Origin of the sequence: Mycolicibacter senuensis, from assembly GCF_002101885.1 — a bacterium.
GTDB lineage: Bacteria > Actinomycetota > Actinomycetes > Mycobacteriales > Mycobacteriaceae > Mycobacterium > Mycobacterium senuense.
Map to the genome: position 1 here is coordinate 25,992 of NZ_LQPS01000035.1, position 13,875 is coordinate 39,866.

Here is a 13,875-nt window from a genome sequence, read left to right on the forward strand (position 1 = left end):
CCCGACAGCTCACTCCCGCAACCCGCGCATCAGGATTCGATCCCACATCCGGTCGCTCAGCAGCGCCCGGGCGAGCACGGTGACTTTGCCGGAGAGCCCGACGATATAGCGGGGCCGCGGGTTCTTCGCCCGGACCACCCGCTCCACGGCTCGGGCGACGGCCTCGGGTCCGATCATCACCCCGCGCTTCGCCGACAGCTGACGGGTGTTCTCGGCGTAGCGACGTTTGAAGTCGCCGTAGGGATCGTCGGCGGCGTAGGAATGCTGCGCCTCCTGCTGTGCGGTGACGAACGGAGTGTGCACCACCGTCGGGTCGAGCAGGACCACCCGCACGCCGAACGGCGCCACTTCGGCTCGCAGCGACAACGACAACGCCTCCATGGCGTACTTGACCACGTGATAGCCGCCGGCACCCGGGCTGGCGAAACGCCCGCCAATGCTGCCGATGTTGACGATGACGCCGGTCCCACGCTCACGCATGCCCGGCAGTACGCATTGGGACAAGTTCAGTGCGGCAATGACATTGGTCTCAAACAGCTTGCGCAGGTCCGGCAGCGCCAGCTGCTCGAGGGGACTGGTCAACGGGAATCCCGCGCAGTTGACCAAGACGCTCACCGCGCCGTGGTCGGCGCTGATCTCCGCGACGAGCCGCTGCGCCGCGGCCTCGTCGGTGACATCGAGGGCGCGGGCGTCCAGTCCTCGTGCCGCAAGACGTTGCAGCGCTTCGGGATTGCGGCCGACGGCGAAGACGCGGTAGCCGGCGGCCCGCAGCCGGTCGGCGGTCGCCTCCCCGATCCCGCTCGTCGCCCCGGTGACCAGCGCAACCGGCTGGGCCGTCATCGGCTGCCGGTGGACCGCAGGTCGGTCGCGGTCCCGGCGGCGCCGGCCTCGGCGGCCACCAGCTCGACGGGAAGGTGCTCGAGGCCGCGCATCGTCGCGTTCACCAGGTAGCGGTACTCGCCGGCCAGCCGGATCTCCTTGACGTGCGGGATCAGCTGCGTCAGCACCCGGCTCACCTCGATGCGGGTCAGGTGGGTGCCCAGGCAGTAGTGCGCCCCGCCGCCGAAGGCGAGGTGGTCGGTCGGATTGCGGTCCAGGTCGAAGGTGTCGGGGTCGGGGTAGTGGCGTGGATCGCGGTTGCCGGCCGCGTACAGCACCAGCACCCGGGCGCCCGCCGGAATGGTGTGGTCGCCGACCCGGTAGTCGCGGGTCGCGGTCCGGTAGAACCCTTGCACCGGGGAGACCAACCGCAGCTGCTCCTCGATCGCGGCGGGGATCAATTCCGGGTGTTCGCGCAGCCGGGTGTAGACGTCCGGGCGCTGCGCCAGTGTCAAAAACAGGCCCGAGATCAGGTTCGTGGTGGTCTCACTGCCGGCGCCGACGAGCATCGAGGCGCTCCAGAACACCTCGTCATCGGAGAGGGTGTCCTCGCCGCTGGGCGCGGCCAGCATCGAGATCAGGTCGTCGCCGGGTGCGGCGCGGCGCGCTTTGATCATCGGGTCGAGGCTGCGGTGCATCGCGATGACGGCCTGGCTCGAGCGCATGTTCAGCGCCATCCCGCGCGGGGTCAGCGGTGCGAACGCCGCCTCGTTGATGATGTCGGCCCACTCCAGGAATTGGTGGCGGTCCTCCTGGGGAATCGCCAGCATCATCGTGATCAGCCGGTTCGGCAGCGGTTTGGCCAGGTCGTCGACGATCTCGACGCGGCCGCGTTCGATCATCGCGGCGACGAGTTCGTCGGCGACGCGATTGATGTTGATCTCCCACGCCTTCATCGCACGCGGGGTGAACGCCCGCGAGACCGACCGGCGCAGCCGGGTGTGCACCGGCGGATCGGTGGCGTTCATCGTCTGCAGGCGAACCCGGAAGCGGGCCTGGCTCTGCGCCGACGACAACGCCTCGTCGTCGCGCAATGCCTGCCGCACCGCGTCGTAACCCGGGATGATCCAGATGCCGCGTTTGCGGCTGTACCAGACCTGCGGCCCGCTGAGCAGCGTGCGGTATCCCGGGTAGGGGTCGCGCATCGTTTCGCGCGCGAACGGGTCGAAGTCGGTCAGCGGGGCGGTCGGGCGGCCGGTCAGCGCGTACCGGTAGGCGGTCGCCCGGTCCCGGGCCACCCCGACCAGTCCGTCGATGCCGATCCTGAGCAGGCTGGCGCGAAAGCGAAGGCGACGCGTCAGTTCCTTCTGGTCCATCTGGCTAGCCCCTCGTCAGGATCGTCGGGTTGGGAGCGCGAGTGCCGCCACCCTAACCCGCTTTCGTCCGACGCCTAAGGGACGTCGGTCACCAAAGAAGCGCCGGAGCCCAAGACCTCGGTCCCGGTTTGCTCCGGCGCTTCGACGGGTGTCCTCAGTCCTTGACGAGGTCGAAGATGCGGTAGGTGATCTCGCCGCGGTCCAGGTCGCGGTAGAACAGCGAACCCTCGACGACGGCGAATTCCCGGGCGAAGCGGCGCAGGAAGAACGGCATCCGCTCGTTGATCAGGTCGTTGGAGCGCGGCGAGTTGGCCGCCAGGCCGCGTACGACCTCGCGGCTGATGTCACGCTCGTTGACCAGCCGCAGCGGCGGTGTGGCCAGCGTCCGCTGCCAGGACTCGATGTCCTCCTTGGCGCGGAAGTCGGTGTGCAGGAAGTGCCCACCGGGACGCAGCACCCGGCCCACCTCGCGAACGAACTGGGCGAAGTCCGGGTAGATGTGGGAGGCCTCGACGTTGACCACCGCGTCGAACGAATTGTCCGGGAACGGCAGGTTCAGCGCGTCGCCCTGTACGAACTCCAGACCCGGCACCTGGTGGCGCTTCTGGCAGAAGGCGACGCCGTCGGGGTTGAAGTCCAAACCGGTGTAGGAGGCCGGTTTGAGGGTGCGAGCCAGGAAGGATGCACCGCCGCCGTGGCCGGAGCTGACCTCCAGGACCTTTTTGCCGGCCAGGTCGATCTGGGTGGCGGTCTGGTGGTAGAGCTGGATCGAATACCGGTTCTCTTCGTCGGCCGCATCGAGTTCCAGGCCCAGCGGCGGGTCCTGTTCGTAGCCCCAGTTGAGGAAGACGACGTCGTCGTGTCCCATCCGCTTGGTCATGAACGGGTACCAGTATTTGAAGGCCTTCTTGTAAATCGGCATCGCCGAGATCCGGTAGACCAGATCGGCGCCGACTTTTTCCAGAGTCTCAGACGGAGAACGAACCATACCGGAAGTATGTCACAGCTCAGCGGGTGCTTTGGACCGCGGTGACTTGCGCAGCCGGCTGTGCGCGCTGCGGTTCGCCGCGGTAACGCGACGGGGCCCCGTCGATCTTGCACAGCCGCCACATCAGCCGTCCGGCGGGCGTCATCAACCCGATGTCGCCGCAGAGCATCCGGATGTCGGCGAAGGTGTCCCGCAGGGCCTGCTGGGACTCGGGGGAACCGGTCAGCAGCTGTTTGCGCACCGAACGCGGCACGTCGAACTGCCGGAAGAAGCGGCGCGGCGGCTCCACCATGGGCTTGGCCAGCAATCGCATCACGAAGGGCACGTACACCGACATCCACAGCCGATTGATCCGCCACACGTGCGGGACGCGCTTGCGTAGATACGCGTCGGCGAACGAGATGTGCCGGGCCTCCTCGGCGACGTGGATGGCCATCACCTTCTCCACGACCGGATGCCCGGAGCCGGCCTCGCGCAACGCGTTGGTCTGCAGCACGTCGACCGGCACCTCGCCGGCGAGCACACCGAAGAAGAACACATTGGGGAACGGTCCGGCGTACAACGGCATCAGCGGCGAGAGCCAGCGCATCCACCACTGCATCCCGGGCACGTCGAAGCCGATGCGGTTCACCAACTCCTGGAACATCAGCACGTGGTTGCACTCTTCAACCGACTCATGCAGGCAGTAGCGGTGCTCGGGAGAGCCGTTGGGCACCCGCGAGCTGTACTGGACCAGACCGCGAATCAGCATGCTCTCGAACTGCAGGGTGACCTTGGCGATGTTGGCCTGCCGCCACATGCCGATCTCGATCTGCTTGCTCAGCGGCTGGCTGCGGTACCAGGTGGTGCGTCCCAGCGGGTCGTCTTCGAGCACCCAGCGCGGGTCATCGGGCGTGATCGCATACTCGGGCGCGTCCCACTGGATGTCGGTGAACGGATCGAAGCGGCGGCGTACCGAACTTTCGGACAGGCTCGTCAGCGTCGCCATGTACTGGGCGTCGTCGGTGACATCCATGTTGCGGCGGTATCGGGCCAGGGCGCGCACGACGAGGACGAATGCCGAACCAGCGATCAGCAGACCGGCAAGCGGTCCGACGATGTCGATCCAGATCGGCACGAGCGACCTCTCCCATCGTTGGCGTCATGCGCTCGAAAACTGCGCGACTGGGCCGAAGCTTACCGCCGAGTCTGGCAAATCACTAAGACAAGTCACGGTGTTGTGGTGTGATTGCCGCCATCTCGCGACCACGCAGCGGCCATTACTTTACCTTCCACCGGCATTGCCCGCAGGCCGGGACGACCTGCGCGCACAGCGGCGAGTCGCAGCGTTGCGGTAGCGTGTCCTCCTTATGGGGACCCAGCAATACCAGCACTACCAGGCCGTCATCGTGGGTGCGGGCTTCGGTGGAATCGGCGCGGCGATCCAACTCAACCGGCTGGGCTACGACAACATTCTGATCCTCGACCGCGAGGACGGCCTGGGCGGTACCTGGCGGGTCAACCACTATCCGGGCCTGTCCGTCGACCAGCCCTCGACCACTTATTCCTACTGGTTCGAACCGAACCCGTACTGGTCACGCCTTTTCGCGCCGGGCAACGAGGTGCGGGCCTACGCCGAGCATGTCGCGGACAAATACGACGTCCGCCGCTACATGCGCTTCAACGCATGCGTCGACGGCGCCCAGTGGGACGAGGAGACCCAGGTGTGGCGGGTGGCGCTGGCCGGTGGCGAGACCCTGACGGCACAGTTCCTCATCGTCGCCACCGGTTTTCTGTGCCAGCCGAAGATCCCCGAGATCCCCGGCATCGACACGTTCGCCGGCAAGATCATCCACACCGCCGCCTGGGATCACGACTACCCGATGGCCGGCCGGCGCGCTGCGGTCATCGGCACCGGATCCACCGGGATCCAGGTCATCCCCGAGCTGGCCAAAGAGGTCGCCGAGCTGACGGTGTACCAACGCACCCCGATTCTGGTGACACCCAAGTCCGACGTGGTGTTCCCCCCGGTCGTCCAGCGGATGTTCGCCCGGGTGCCCTTCACCCAGCGAATCGTGCGGTGGATCACCGATAACGTCACGGACTTCATGATGGTCTTGACGATGTGGCGCTACCGGCGTTTCAGGTTTCTCAACAAGGCGATGGCCGCCCAGTCCGCCCTGCATCGGCTGATGTCGGTGCGCGACCGCGAACTGGCCCGCAAGATGAGCCCCGACTTCGACTTCGGCTGCAAGCGTCCGTCGATCTCCAACGACTACTACCCGACGTTCACCAAGCCCAACGTGCATCTGGAGACGGCCGGTATCGAGCGGATCGAGCCGGACGGCATCGTTTCAGCCGACGGCGCCAAGCGTGATGTCGACACCTTGGTGCTGGCGACCGGTTACGACGTGTGGGAAGGCAACCTGCCCGCGATCGAGGTGGTCGGCCGCGGTGGGCGCAACCTGGGCAAGTGGTGGCGCGAGACGCGCTTCCAGGCCTACCAGGGCATGACGGCGCCGCAGTTCCCGAATTTCATCCACATGGCCAGCCCGTTCGCCTGGGTGGGGTTGTCCTGGTTCAACACCGTCGAGTACCAGATGCGGCACATGAACCGGTTGTTCGGTGAGTTGCAGCGGCTCGAGGCGCGTACCTTCGAGGTCACCGAAGAGGCCAACACCCGGTTCTATGAGCGGATGATGGACCTGCTCGACAGTTCGGTGTTCCATCGCGGCAACTGCGCGACGTCGAACTCCTATTGGTTCAACCACAACACCGGCGAGGCCCCGCTGTTCCGGCCGACCTCGGTGCGCAGCGCGGTGAAGGAGCAGGACCACTTCCCGCTGTCGGACTACCTGATCGGGTAGCTTCTGCTGCTGCGGTCGGTGAACTGGGGCTACAGTGATCGCTTGGGGGAGATCGTCTGGTGAGGGGCCTGGGATAAGTGACGAATACGCACTTGAGCCATAGCCGGCCGGCCGCGGCAGGGTTCGTCCGCAGGTTCGCGTGGCCGATCATCCTGGGCTGGGTGGCACTCACGGCGCTGGTGAGCCTCGCGGTCCCGCAGCTGGAGCAGGTCGCCAAGGACCATCCGGTGTCGTTGAGCGCCAAGGACGCGCCGTCTATCCAGGCGATGGCGCGGCTGGGGCACGTGTTCCAAGAGTCGGACACCGACAGTGCGGCGATGATTGTCCTGGAAGGTGAGGAACCGCTCGGCGACGCCGCCCACCGCTACTACAACGAGCTGATCGCCCAGCTCAACGCGGACACGAAGCATGTCCAGCACATCCAGGACTTCTGGGGCGACCCGCTCACCGCGGGCGGCGCCCAGAGCGCCGACGGTAAGGCCGCACTGGTACAGCTGAACCTCGCCGGCAACCAGGGCGAGGCGCTGGCGAACGACTCCGTCGAAGCGGTCCGCGACATCGTGAACCGCACGCCCGCCCCGCCGGGGGTGCGCGCCTACGTCACCGGCCCGGCTCCGATGGTCACCGACATGAACACCAGCGGCGACCGTGCGGTGCTGAAGATCCTGGTGGCCACGGTGTCGGTGATCTCACTGATGCTGTTGTTGCTGTATCGCTCATTCAGCACCGTCGCGCTGCTGTTGGCCGTGGTAGGGATCGAACTGGCGGCCGCCCGCGGGATCGTCGCGTTCCTGGGCCATGTCGGGCTCATCGGGCTGTCCACCTTCGCGATCAACATCCTGGTGACGCTGGCGATCGCCGCCGGCACCGACTACGGCATCTTCTTCATCGGCCGCTACCACGAGGCCCGGCATGCCGGCGAGGATCCGGAGACCGCGTATTTCACCACCTACCGCGGGGTCGCCCATGTGGTGCTGGCATCGGGCTTGACGATCGCGGGCGCCACGTTCTGCCTGAGCTTCACCCGGCTGCCGGTCTTTCAGACGATGGGCGTCCCGTGCGCGGTCGGCATGCTGGTCGCGGTGGCGATCGCGCTGACCCTGGTCCCCGCGGTGCTCACGGTCGCCAGTCGCTACGGCCTGCTGGAACCCCGGCGCAAGATGTCGGAACGCGGCTGGCGCAAGGTGGGCACGGCGATCGTGCGCTGGCCCGGACCGATCTTCGTGGCCGCCGGTGCGGTCGCACTCATCGGTCTGCTGGCGCTGCCCGGTTACCAGGTGAGCTACAAGGACCCCTCGTTCATCCCCAAGGACACCCCGGCCAACCTCGGCTGGGCCGCAGCGTCGCGGCACTTCCCGGAGTCTCGCCTGCTGCCGGAGGTGCTGCTGGTCGAATCCGATCACGACATGCGCAACTCGGCGGACTTCCTGGTGCTCAACAAGGTGGCCAAGAGCGTCTTCGCGGTCGAGGGTGTCGCGCTGGTGCAGGGGGTGACCCGGCCGGAGGGGACCCCGCTGGGGCATACCTCGATCCCGTTCCTGCTCAGCATGCAAAGCGCCGGCCAGATGCAGAACCTGGACTTCATGAAGAACCGGGTGGCCGACATGCGCAAGCAGGCCGACGATCTGGAGGGCACCATCGCCTCGCTGCAGCGGATGTACGGGCTGATGCAGCAGCTGGGCACCAATACCCATGAAGCGACCGGTGTCTCATACGAGGCGATGGATCTGGCCCAGCAGATGCGCGCCCACATGGCCGATTTCAACGCCAATTCCAAGCTGTTGCGGGAATCCGTCGACACCAACGACTGCCGCGGGGACCCGACCTGCCTGTCGCTGCGGTCGGCTTACGCGTCGATGGACGGCGCGACCCAGCTCACCGACAAACTCAATGAGCTGGCGCCGGTGATGAGCAACGTCGACGTGGTGACGCCGCAGCTACTGGAGATGATGCCGGCGCAGATCGCTGCGTTGCGCAGCCTGCAGACCATGATGCTGACCCTGCACAGCACCATGTCCGGGATGATGGCGCAGGTCGAGGAGGTCGGCGGTGACTCGGCCGCGATGGGCCAGGACTTCGACGCGGCCAAGAGCGATGACTCCTTTTATCTGCCCCGGGAGGCGTTCGACAACCCGGATTTCAAACGGGTGATCCAGCTCTTCCTGTCGCCGGACGGTCACGCCGCGCGGTTCTTCGTCACCCACGACGGCTATCCGGCGACCCCGGAAGGCATGGCGCGGGTGAACCTGATCAAGAAGGCTGCCACCGAGTCCCTCAAGGGGACGCCGTTGTCGACCGCCCAGGTCTACGTCGCCGGTACCGCAGCGCTCTTCAACGACTTGCAGGGAATCGCCGACTACGACCTGTTGATAGCCGGGATCACTGCGCTGGCAATCATTTTCATCATCATGTTGTTGATCACGCGTAGCTTCATCGCCTCGCTGGTGATCGTCGGGACGGTGCTGGCCTCGCTAGGGGCATCGGTCGGGCTGTCGGTGTTGGTCTGGCAGTACATCTTCGGCATCCACCTGCACTGGCTGGTGATGGTGATGTCGGTGATCGTCCTGCTGGCGGTGGGTTGTGACTACAACCTGCTGCTGGTCGCCCGATTCAAAGAGGAGCTCGGTGCCGGAATCAAGACCGGCATCATCCGGGCGATGGGGGGTACCGGGAAGGTGGTCACGGCCGCCGGACTGGTGTTCGCGTTCACCATGGCCTCCATGCTGGTCAGTGATCTGCGGGTGGTGGGCCAGGTCGGTACCACGATCGGGCTCGGCCTGCTGTTCGACACCCTGATCGTCCGCTCGTTCATGATGCCGTCGATGGCGGCGCTGCTGGGCCGGTGGTTCTGGTGGCCGTTGAACGTGCGGGAGCATCCGGCGCGGGCGCCACGCGCGGTGGCGCCGGTCATGGCGGGGGCTGCTGCGCCGGCGGCCGGCGATTCCGGCTCGGCCGCCGCGCATGTCGCACCGGCCGCGGACGGCACCGCGGCGACGGCCGAACCAGTCGACGCGCACGAGTGGACGTTCGAGGACATGGTGGCCACCGCGTTCCCGGAACTGTCCGCGCAACCGGCCGAGCCGGCTGAGGACCGGCACACCGAGGTGCTGGCCTCCACCCCACCGCCGGAGGACGAAAACGAGCACTGAGCTGTCGGTGATCCGACGCTAGCCAGCACCCCGCCCGATGGGCTAGATTTAAACAAGTCTGACTTGTAAAAAACATAGGGCGGGTTGCGGCTTCGGTTCGGGCGGCGTCCGCACCGGCAGAGGAGGCTGCGGATGGGCATCGCGGATCGGACGGTGCAGTCCAGCCGGCAAGGGCCGCTGCCGACTTCGCCCACAGCGTCGAGGCCGAGCTGGCCTGAGGGGAGTGCCGAAATCATGTCCACCGCAACGCTTTCGGTCGCACTCGAACGCGAGCATCAGGAAGTCGATGCCGGGCTCGAGGCTTTCCTGGCGAAGCTGGCTGCCGGCAGCGTCGACACCGACGCCCTGCACGGCACACTGGCCGCGCTGCGACGCCACATCTACCTGGAGGAACAGCTGCTGTTCCCGCCGATCAGCAAGGGCGCGCAGATGATGTCGGTGTTCGGGATGATCCGCGGCCACGGCGAGATCTGGCGCACCATGGACGCCCTCGACGATCTGGCGACCGGCCCGGGCGATGCTGCCGACCGCGATGAGTTGCGGGAAGCCTGCCGACGGCTGTTGACTCTACTGGCCGACCACAACAAGGTGGAGGAACCGGTGATCTACCCGGCCGCCGACACAGCCTTGGCGCCGGAACAGGCCGCCGAGGTCGCCGACTTCCTCGCATCCGGCCGGATGCCCGACGGCTGGGTTTGTGCGAAGGCCGCTATGTGAGGTGGTAAGGAGACCGCAATGCCCCCAGAGGAATCCCGAGTGGCCGTATCGGCTGCCCTGGAGCGCGAGCATCAGCAGATCGACGCCGGTCTGGAAGCCTTCCTGATCGACCTTCGCGGCGGCCGGGTGGACGCCGCCGGCCTGAGCACGGCTCTGGAAGGGCTGCGCAAGCACATCTACCTCGAGGAGCGGATCCTGTTCCCGCCGATCCGGCAGGCCGGCATGGCGATGCCGGTTGCGGTCATGATGACCGAGCACGCCGAGATCTGGCGCACGATGGACGCGCTGGTCGGACTGCTGCCCGACGGCGACACCGCGGCGCTGACAGCGGTCTCCCGGCTGCTGCTCGATCAGCTTGCGGTGCACAACTCCAAAGAGGAGCAGGTCATCTACCGTGCCGCCGACACCGGGCTGGAACCCGAACAGGCCGCGGCGGTGACCGAGTTCATCGAGACCGGCCTGCTCCCCGACAGCTGGGAGTGCCTGGAGGCGGGCTAGCGTCCGGTGGCGGAGTCGGGGGCCGGGCCGCGTCCGGCGAAGCGGCGGCGCTCCGTACAATCGGCTCAGCGGCAATGATCCGGCCATCACCGGGGAGCCTTCGGAGGAACGGGCCCGGCGCTGCACCGCCGGGCCTCATTAGAACCGAACGGGTCGGCCCGTCACAGCCTGGTTGAGCGGTCGCGCCGGCAGCGCGGCAAGCGGGGTGGTACCGCGGTGCTCGCGCAACCCGCGCGGCGTCGTCCCCGGGCCGGGCGCTTGGGAGACGACACAGCATGAGCGAACGCAGCTATCCGAAACCGGCCGCCGGTGCCCCCGACTTCCCGGCGGCCGAGCTCGAGGTCCTCGACTACTGGGCGGCCGACGACACCTTCCGGGCCAGCATCGCCCGCCGTGACGGCGCGCCGGAATACGTGTTCTACGACGGGCCGCCGTTCGCCAACGGGCTGCCGCATTACGGGCACCTGCTCACCGGCTACGTCAAGGACATCGTGCCGCGCTACCGCACCATGCGCGGCTACAGGGTGGAACGCCGGTTCGGCTGGGACACCCACGGGCTGCCCGCCGAACTCGAGGTGGAGCGCCAGCTCGGCATCACCGACAAGTCGCAGATCGATGCCATGGGCATCGCCGCGTTCAACGAGGCCTGCCGGGAATCGGTGCTGCGCTACACCGCCGAATGGCAGGACTACGTCACCCGGCAGGCCCGCTGGGTCGACTTCGACAACGACTACAAGACCCTCGATCTGCCGTTCATGGAATCGGTGCTGTGGGCGTTCAAACAGCTGTGGGACTCCGGCCTGGCCTACGAGGGCTATCGCGTGCTGCCGTACTGCTGGCGCGACGAGACGCCGCTGTCCAACCACGAACTGCGGATGGACGACGACGTCTACCAGAGTCGACAGGACCCGGCGCTGACCGTCGGGTTCCGGGTCGCGGGCGGGGCGGCGGGAGAGGGGGCGGCAGAGGGGCTGGCCGGGGCGGCAGAGGAGCTGGCCGGTGCGCACCTGCTGGTGTGGACCACCACGCCCTGGACACTGCCGGCCAACCTGGCGGTGGCCGTCAACCCGGAGGTGACCTATGTGCAGGTAGCGGTCGGGGAGCGCCGGTACCTGCTCGCCGAGGCCCGGCTGGGCGGCTACGCGCGCGAATTCGGGGAAGAGCCACAGCTGTTGGGCAGCTACCGCGGTTCGGAGTTGATCGGGCTGCGGTACCTGCCGCCGTTCCCGTACTTCATGGCGGAGGCAGATGCATTTCGGGTGCTGGCCGCCGACTTCGTGTCGACCGACGACGGCACCGGCATCGTGCACCTCGCGCCGGCCTACGGCGAGGATGACAAGAACATCACCGACGCGGCCGGCATCACCCCGGTCACCCCGGTCGACGCCGGGGGCCGCTTCGACTCCAGCGTCGCCGACTACGCCGGCCAGCACGTCTTCGACGCGAACAAGGCGATCATCGCCGATCTCAAGGCGGGCGCGGGCCCTGCTGCCCCCAATGGCGCGGTGCTGCTCCGTCACGAAACCTACGAACACTCCTACCCGCACTGCTGGCGATGCCGCAATCCGCTGATCTACAAGGCGGTGTCGTCGTGGTTCGTGCGGGTCACGGAGTTCCGCGACCGCATGGTCGAACTCAACGAGCAGATCACCTGGTATCCCGAGCACGTCAAGGACGGGATCTTCGGCAACTGGCTGCGCGGCGCACGCGACTGGTCGATCTCCCGAAACCGCTACTGGGGCACGCCGATCCCGGTCTGGCGCTCCGACGACCCGGCTTACCCCCGGATCGACGTCTACGGCAGCCTCGAGGAGTTGGAACGCGATTTCGGGGTGCGCCCCGACAACCTGCACCGGCCCTACATCGACGAGCTGACCCGGCCCAACCCCGACGACCCGACCGGCCGTTCGACGATGCGACGCATCCCCGACGTGCTCGACGTGTGGTTCGACTCCGGGTCGATGCCGTACGCCCAGGTGCACTACCCGTTCGAGAACCGCGACTGGTTCGACGGTTCGGCGGCCGAATCCGCGCACTACCCGGGCGACTTCATCGTCGAGTACATCGGCCAGACCCGCGGCTGGTTCTACATGATGCACGTGCTGGCCACCGCGCTGTTCGACCGGCCGGCATTCAAAACCTGTGTGGCACACGGCATCGTCTTGGGCTCCGACGGGCAGAAGATGAGCAAGTCGCTGCGAAACTATCCCGACGTCAACGAGGTGTTCGACCGCGACGGTTCCGACGCCATGCGGTGGTTCTTGATGGCGTCGCCGATCCTGCGGGGCGGCAACCTGATCGTCACCGAGCCGGGCATCCGCGAGGGCGTCCGCCAGGTGATGCTGCCGCTGTCCAACGCCTACAGTTTCCTGGCCCTCTACGCGCCCGAAACCGGTGTGTGGCGCACCGATTCACCGCACGTACTCGACCGCTACATCCTGGCGAAGCTGGCCACGCTGCGCGACGACCTGACCGCCGCGCTGGACGGCTGCGACATCTCCGGGGCGTGCGAGGAACTGCGCCAGTTCACCGAAGCGTTGACCAACTGGTATGTGCGGCGCTCCCGGCAACGGTTCTGGGACGAGGATCCGGGCGCCATCGACACCCTGCACACCGTGCTGGAGGTGACCTGCCGGCTGGCCGCACCGCTGCTGCCGCTGACCACCGAGAAGATCTGGCGCTCGCTGACCGGGCAACGGTCGGTGCACCTGACCGACTGGCCCGAGGCCGGCAGTCTGCCCGTCGACACCGAACTGGTCGCCGCGATGGACCAGGTGCGCGACGTGTGTTCAGCCGCATCCTCGCTGCGTAAGTCGCACCAACTGCGGGTCCGGTTGCCGCTGCCCAAACTCACAGTCGCCGTCGACGACCCGCAGCGACTGGCGCCGTTCTCCGGGCTGATCGCCGACGAGCTCAACGTCAAGGCCGTCGAGTTGACCGAGGACATCGACCGTTACGGCCGCTTCGACCTGGCGGTCAACGCCAAGGTGGCCGGTCCGCGGCTGGGCAAGGACGTGCAGGCCGCGATCAAAGCCGTCAAGGCGGGGGAGGGCGTGGTCAACCCGGACGGCACCCTGAGCGCCGGACCGGTGGTGCTGCTCGACGGCGAGTACACCTCGAAACTGGTTGCCGCCGATCCCGAGTTCACCGTGGCGCTGCCCGACGGCGCCGGGCTGGTGGTGCTCGACGGCACGGTGACCGAGGAACTCGAAGCCGAGGGCTGGGCCAAGGACCGCATCCGCGAACTGCAGGAACTACGCAAGAACACCGGCCTGCAGGTCTCCGACCGGATCAGCGTGGTGATGTCGGTTCCCGGCCCGCGGCTGGGGTGGGCACAGGCCCATGCTGAACTCATCGCCGGCGAGATCCTGGCCACCGGCTTCGAATTCGGCGAGCCGGGCGCCGATGCCGCCGAGATCGGCGACGGGGTGCGGGTGACGATCACCAAGGCCTGAGCAACGCCGCCGGGGTGCTCGCCGGTC

9 protein-coding genes are annotated in these 13,875 nt (G+C 67.2%); 5 read left to right on the forward strand and 4 right to left on the reverse strand.

The features are described 5' to 3' along the window. Positions 1-9: 9 nt before the first annotated feature. The 4 genes from AWC24_RS09885 to AWC24_RS09900 form a co-directional block, all read right to left on the reverse strand. On the reverse strand, positions 10-840 hold the full coding sequence (locus tag AWC24_RS09885) for an SDR family NAD(P)-dependent oxidoreductase (protein ID WP_085084424.1): 831 nt from the start codon (positions 838-840) through the stop codon (positions 10-12). Further along, positions 837-2,195 (reverse strand): cytochrome P450, encoded by a 1,359-nt coding sequence (locus tag AWC24_RS09890; protein ID WP_085084426.1) that lies wholly within the window; start codon positions 2,193-2,195, stop codon positions 837-839. The genes AWC24_RS09885 and AWC24_RS09890 overlap by 4 nt, the downstream gene beginning before the upstream one ends. A gap of 154 nt (positions 2,196-2,349) precedes the next feature. Then, positions 2,350-3,117 carry a phthiotriol/phenolphthiotriol dimycocerosates methyltransferase gene (locus AWC24_RS09895; protein ID WP_170307869.1) on the reverse strand — a complete coding sequence of 256 codons (768 nt, stop codon included), beginning with the start codon at positions 3,115-3,117 and terminating at the stop codon, positions 2,350-2,352. 85 nt (positions 3,118-3,202) lie between these two features. After that, entirely contained in the window at positions 3,203-4,300 is a 1,098-nt protein-coding gene (locus AWC24_RS09900; protein WP_234807320.1) for an AurF N-oxygenase family protein, read from the reverse strand. Positions 4,301-4,532: 232 nt separating this feature from the next. Between AWC24_RS09900 and AWC24_RS09905 the strand changes: the two genes are divergently transcribed. From AWC24_RS09905 to ileS, 5 genes are all read left to right on the forward strand, one after another. Then, a complete protein-coding gene (locus tag AWC24_RS09905; RefSeq protein WP_085084430.1) occupies positions 4,533-6,029 on the forward strand; it encodes a flavin-containing monooxygenase in 1,497 nt (498 codons plus the stop codon). A 77-nt stretch (positions 6,030-6,106) separates the two neighbouring features. After that, positions 6,107-9,178 (forward strand): MMPL/RND family transporter, encoded by a 3,072-nt coding sequence (locus tag AWC24_RS09910; RefSeq protein WP_085084432.1) that lies wholly within the window; start codon positions 6,107-6,109, stop codon positions 9,176-9,178. 132 nt (positions 9,179-9,310) lie between these two features. Then, entirely contained in the window at positions 9,311-9,895 is a 585-nt protein-coding gene (locus AWC24_RS09915) for a hemerythrin domain-containing protein (protein WP_407663419.1), read from the forward strand. 39 nt (positions 9,896-9,934) lie between these two features. After that, positions 9,935-10,393 (forward strand): hemerythrin domain-containing protein, encoded by a 459-nt coding sequence (locus tag AWC24_RS09920; protein ID WP_234807321.1) that lies wholly within the window; start codon positions 9,935-9,937, stop codon positions 10,391-10,393. A 275-nt stretch (positions 10,394-10,668) separates the two neighbouring features. Beyond that, the gene (ileS, locus tag AWC24_RS09925) at positions 10,669-13,848 is read left to right on the forward strand and encodes an isoleucine--tRNA ligase (RefSeq protein ID WP_085084438.1); all 3,180 of its coding nucleotides are present in this window, start codon (positions 10,669-10,671) and stop codon (positions 13,846-13,848) included. The last annotated feature ends 27 nt before the right edge of the window (positions 13,849-13,875 follow it).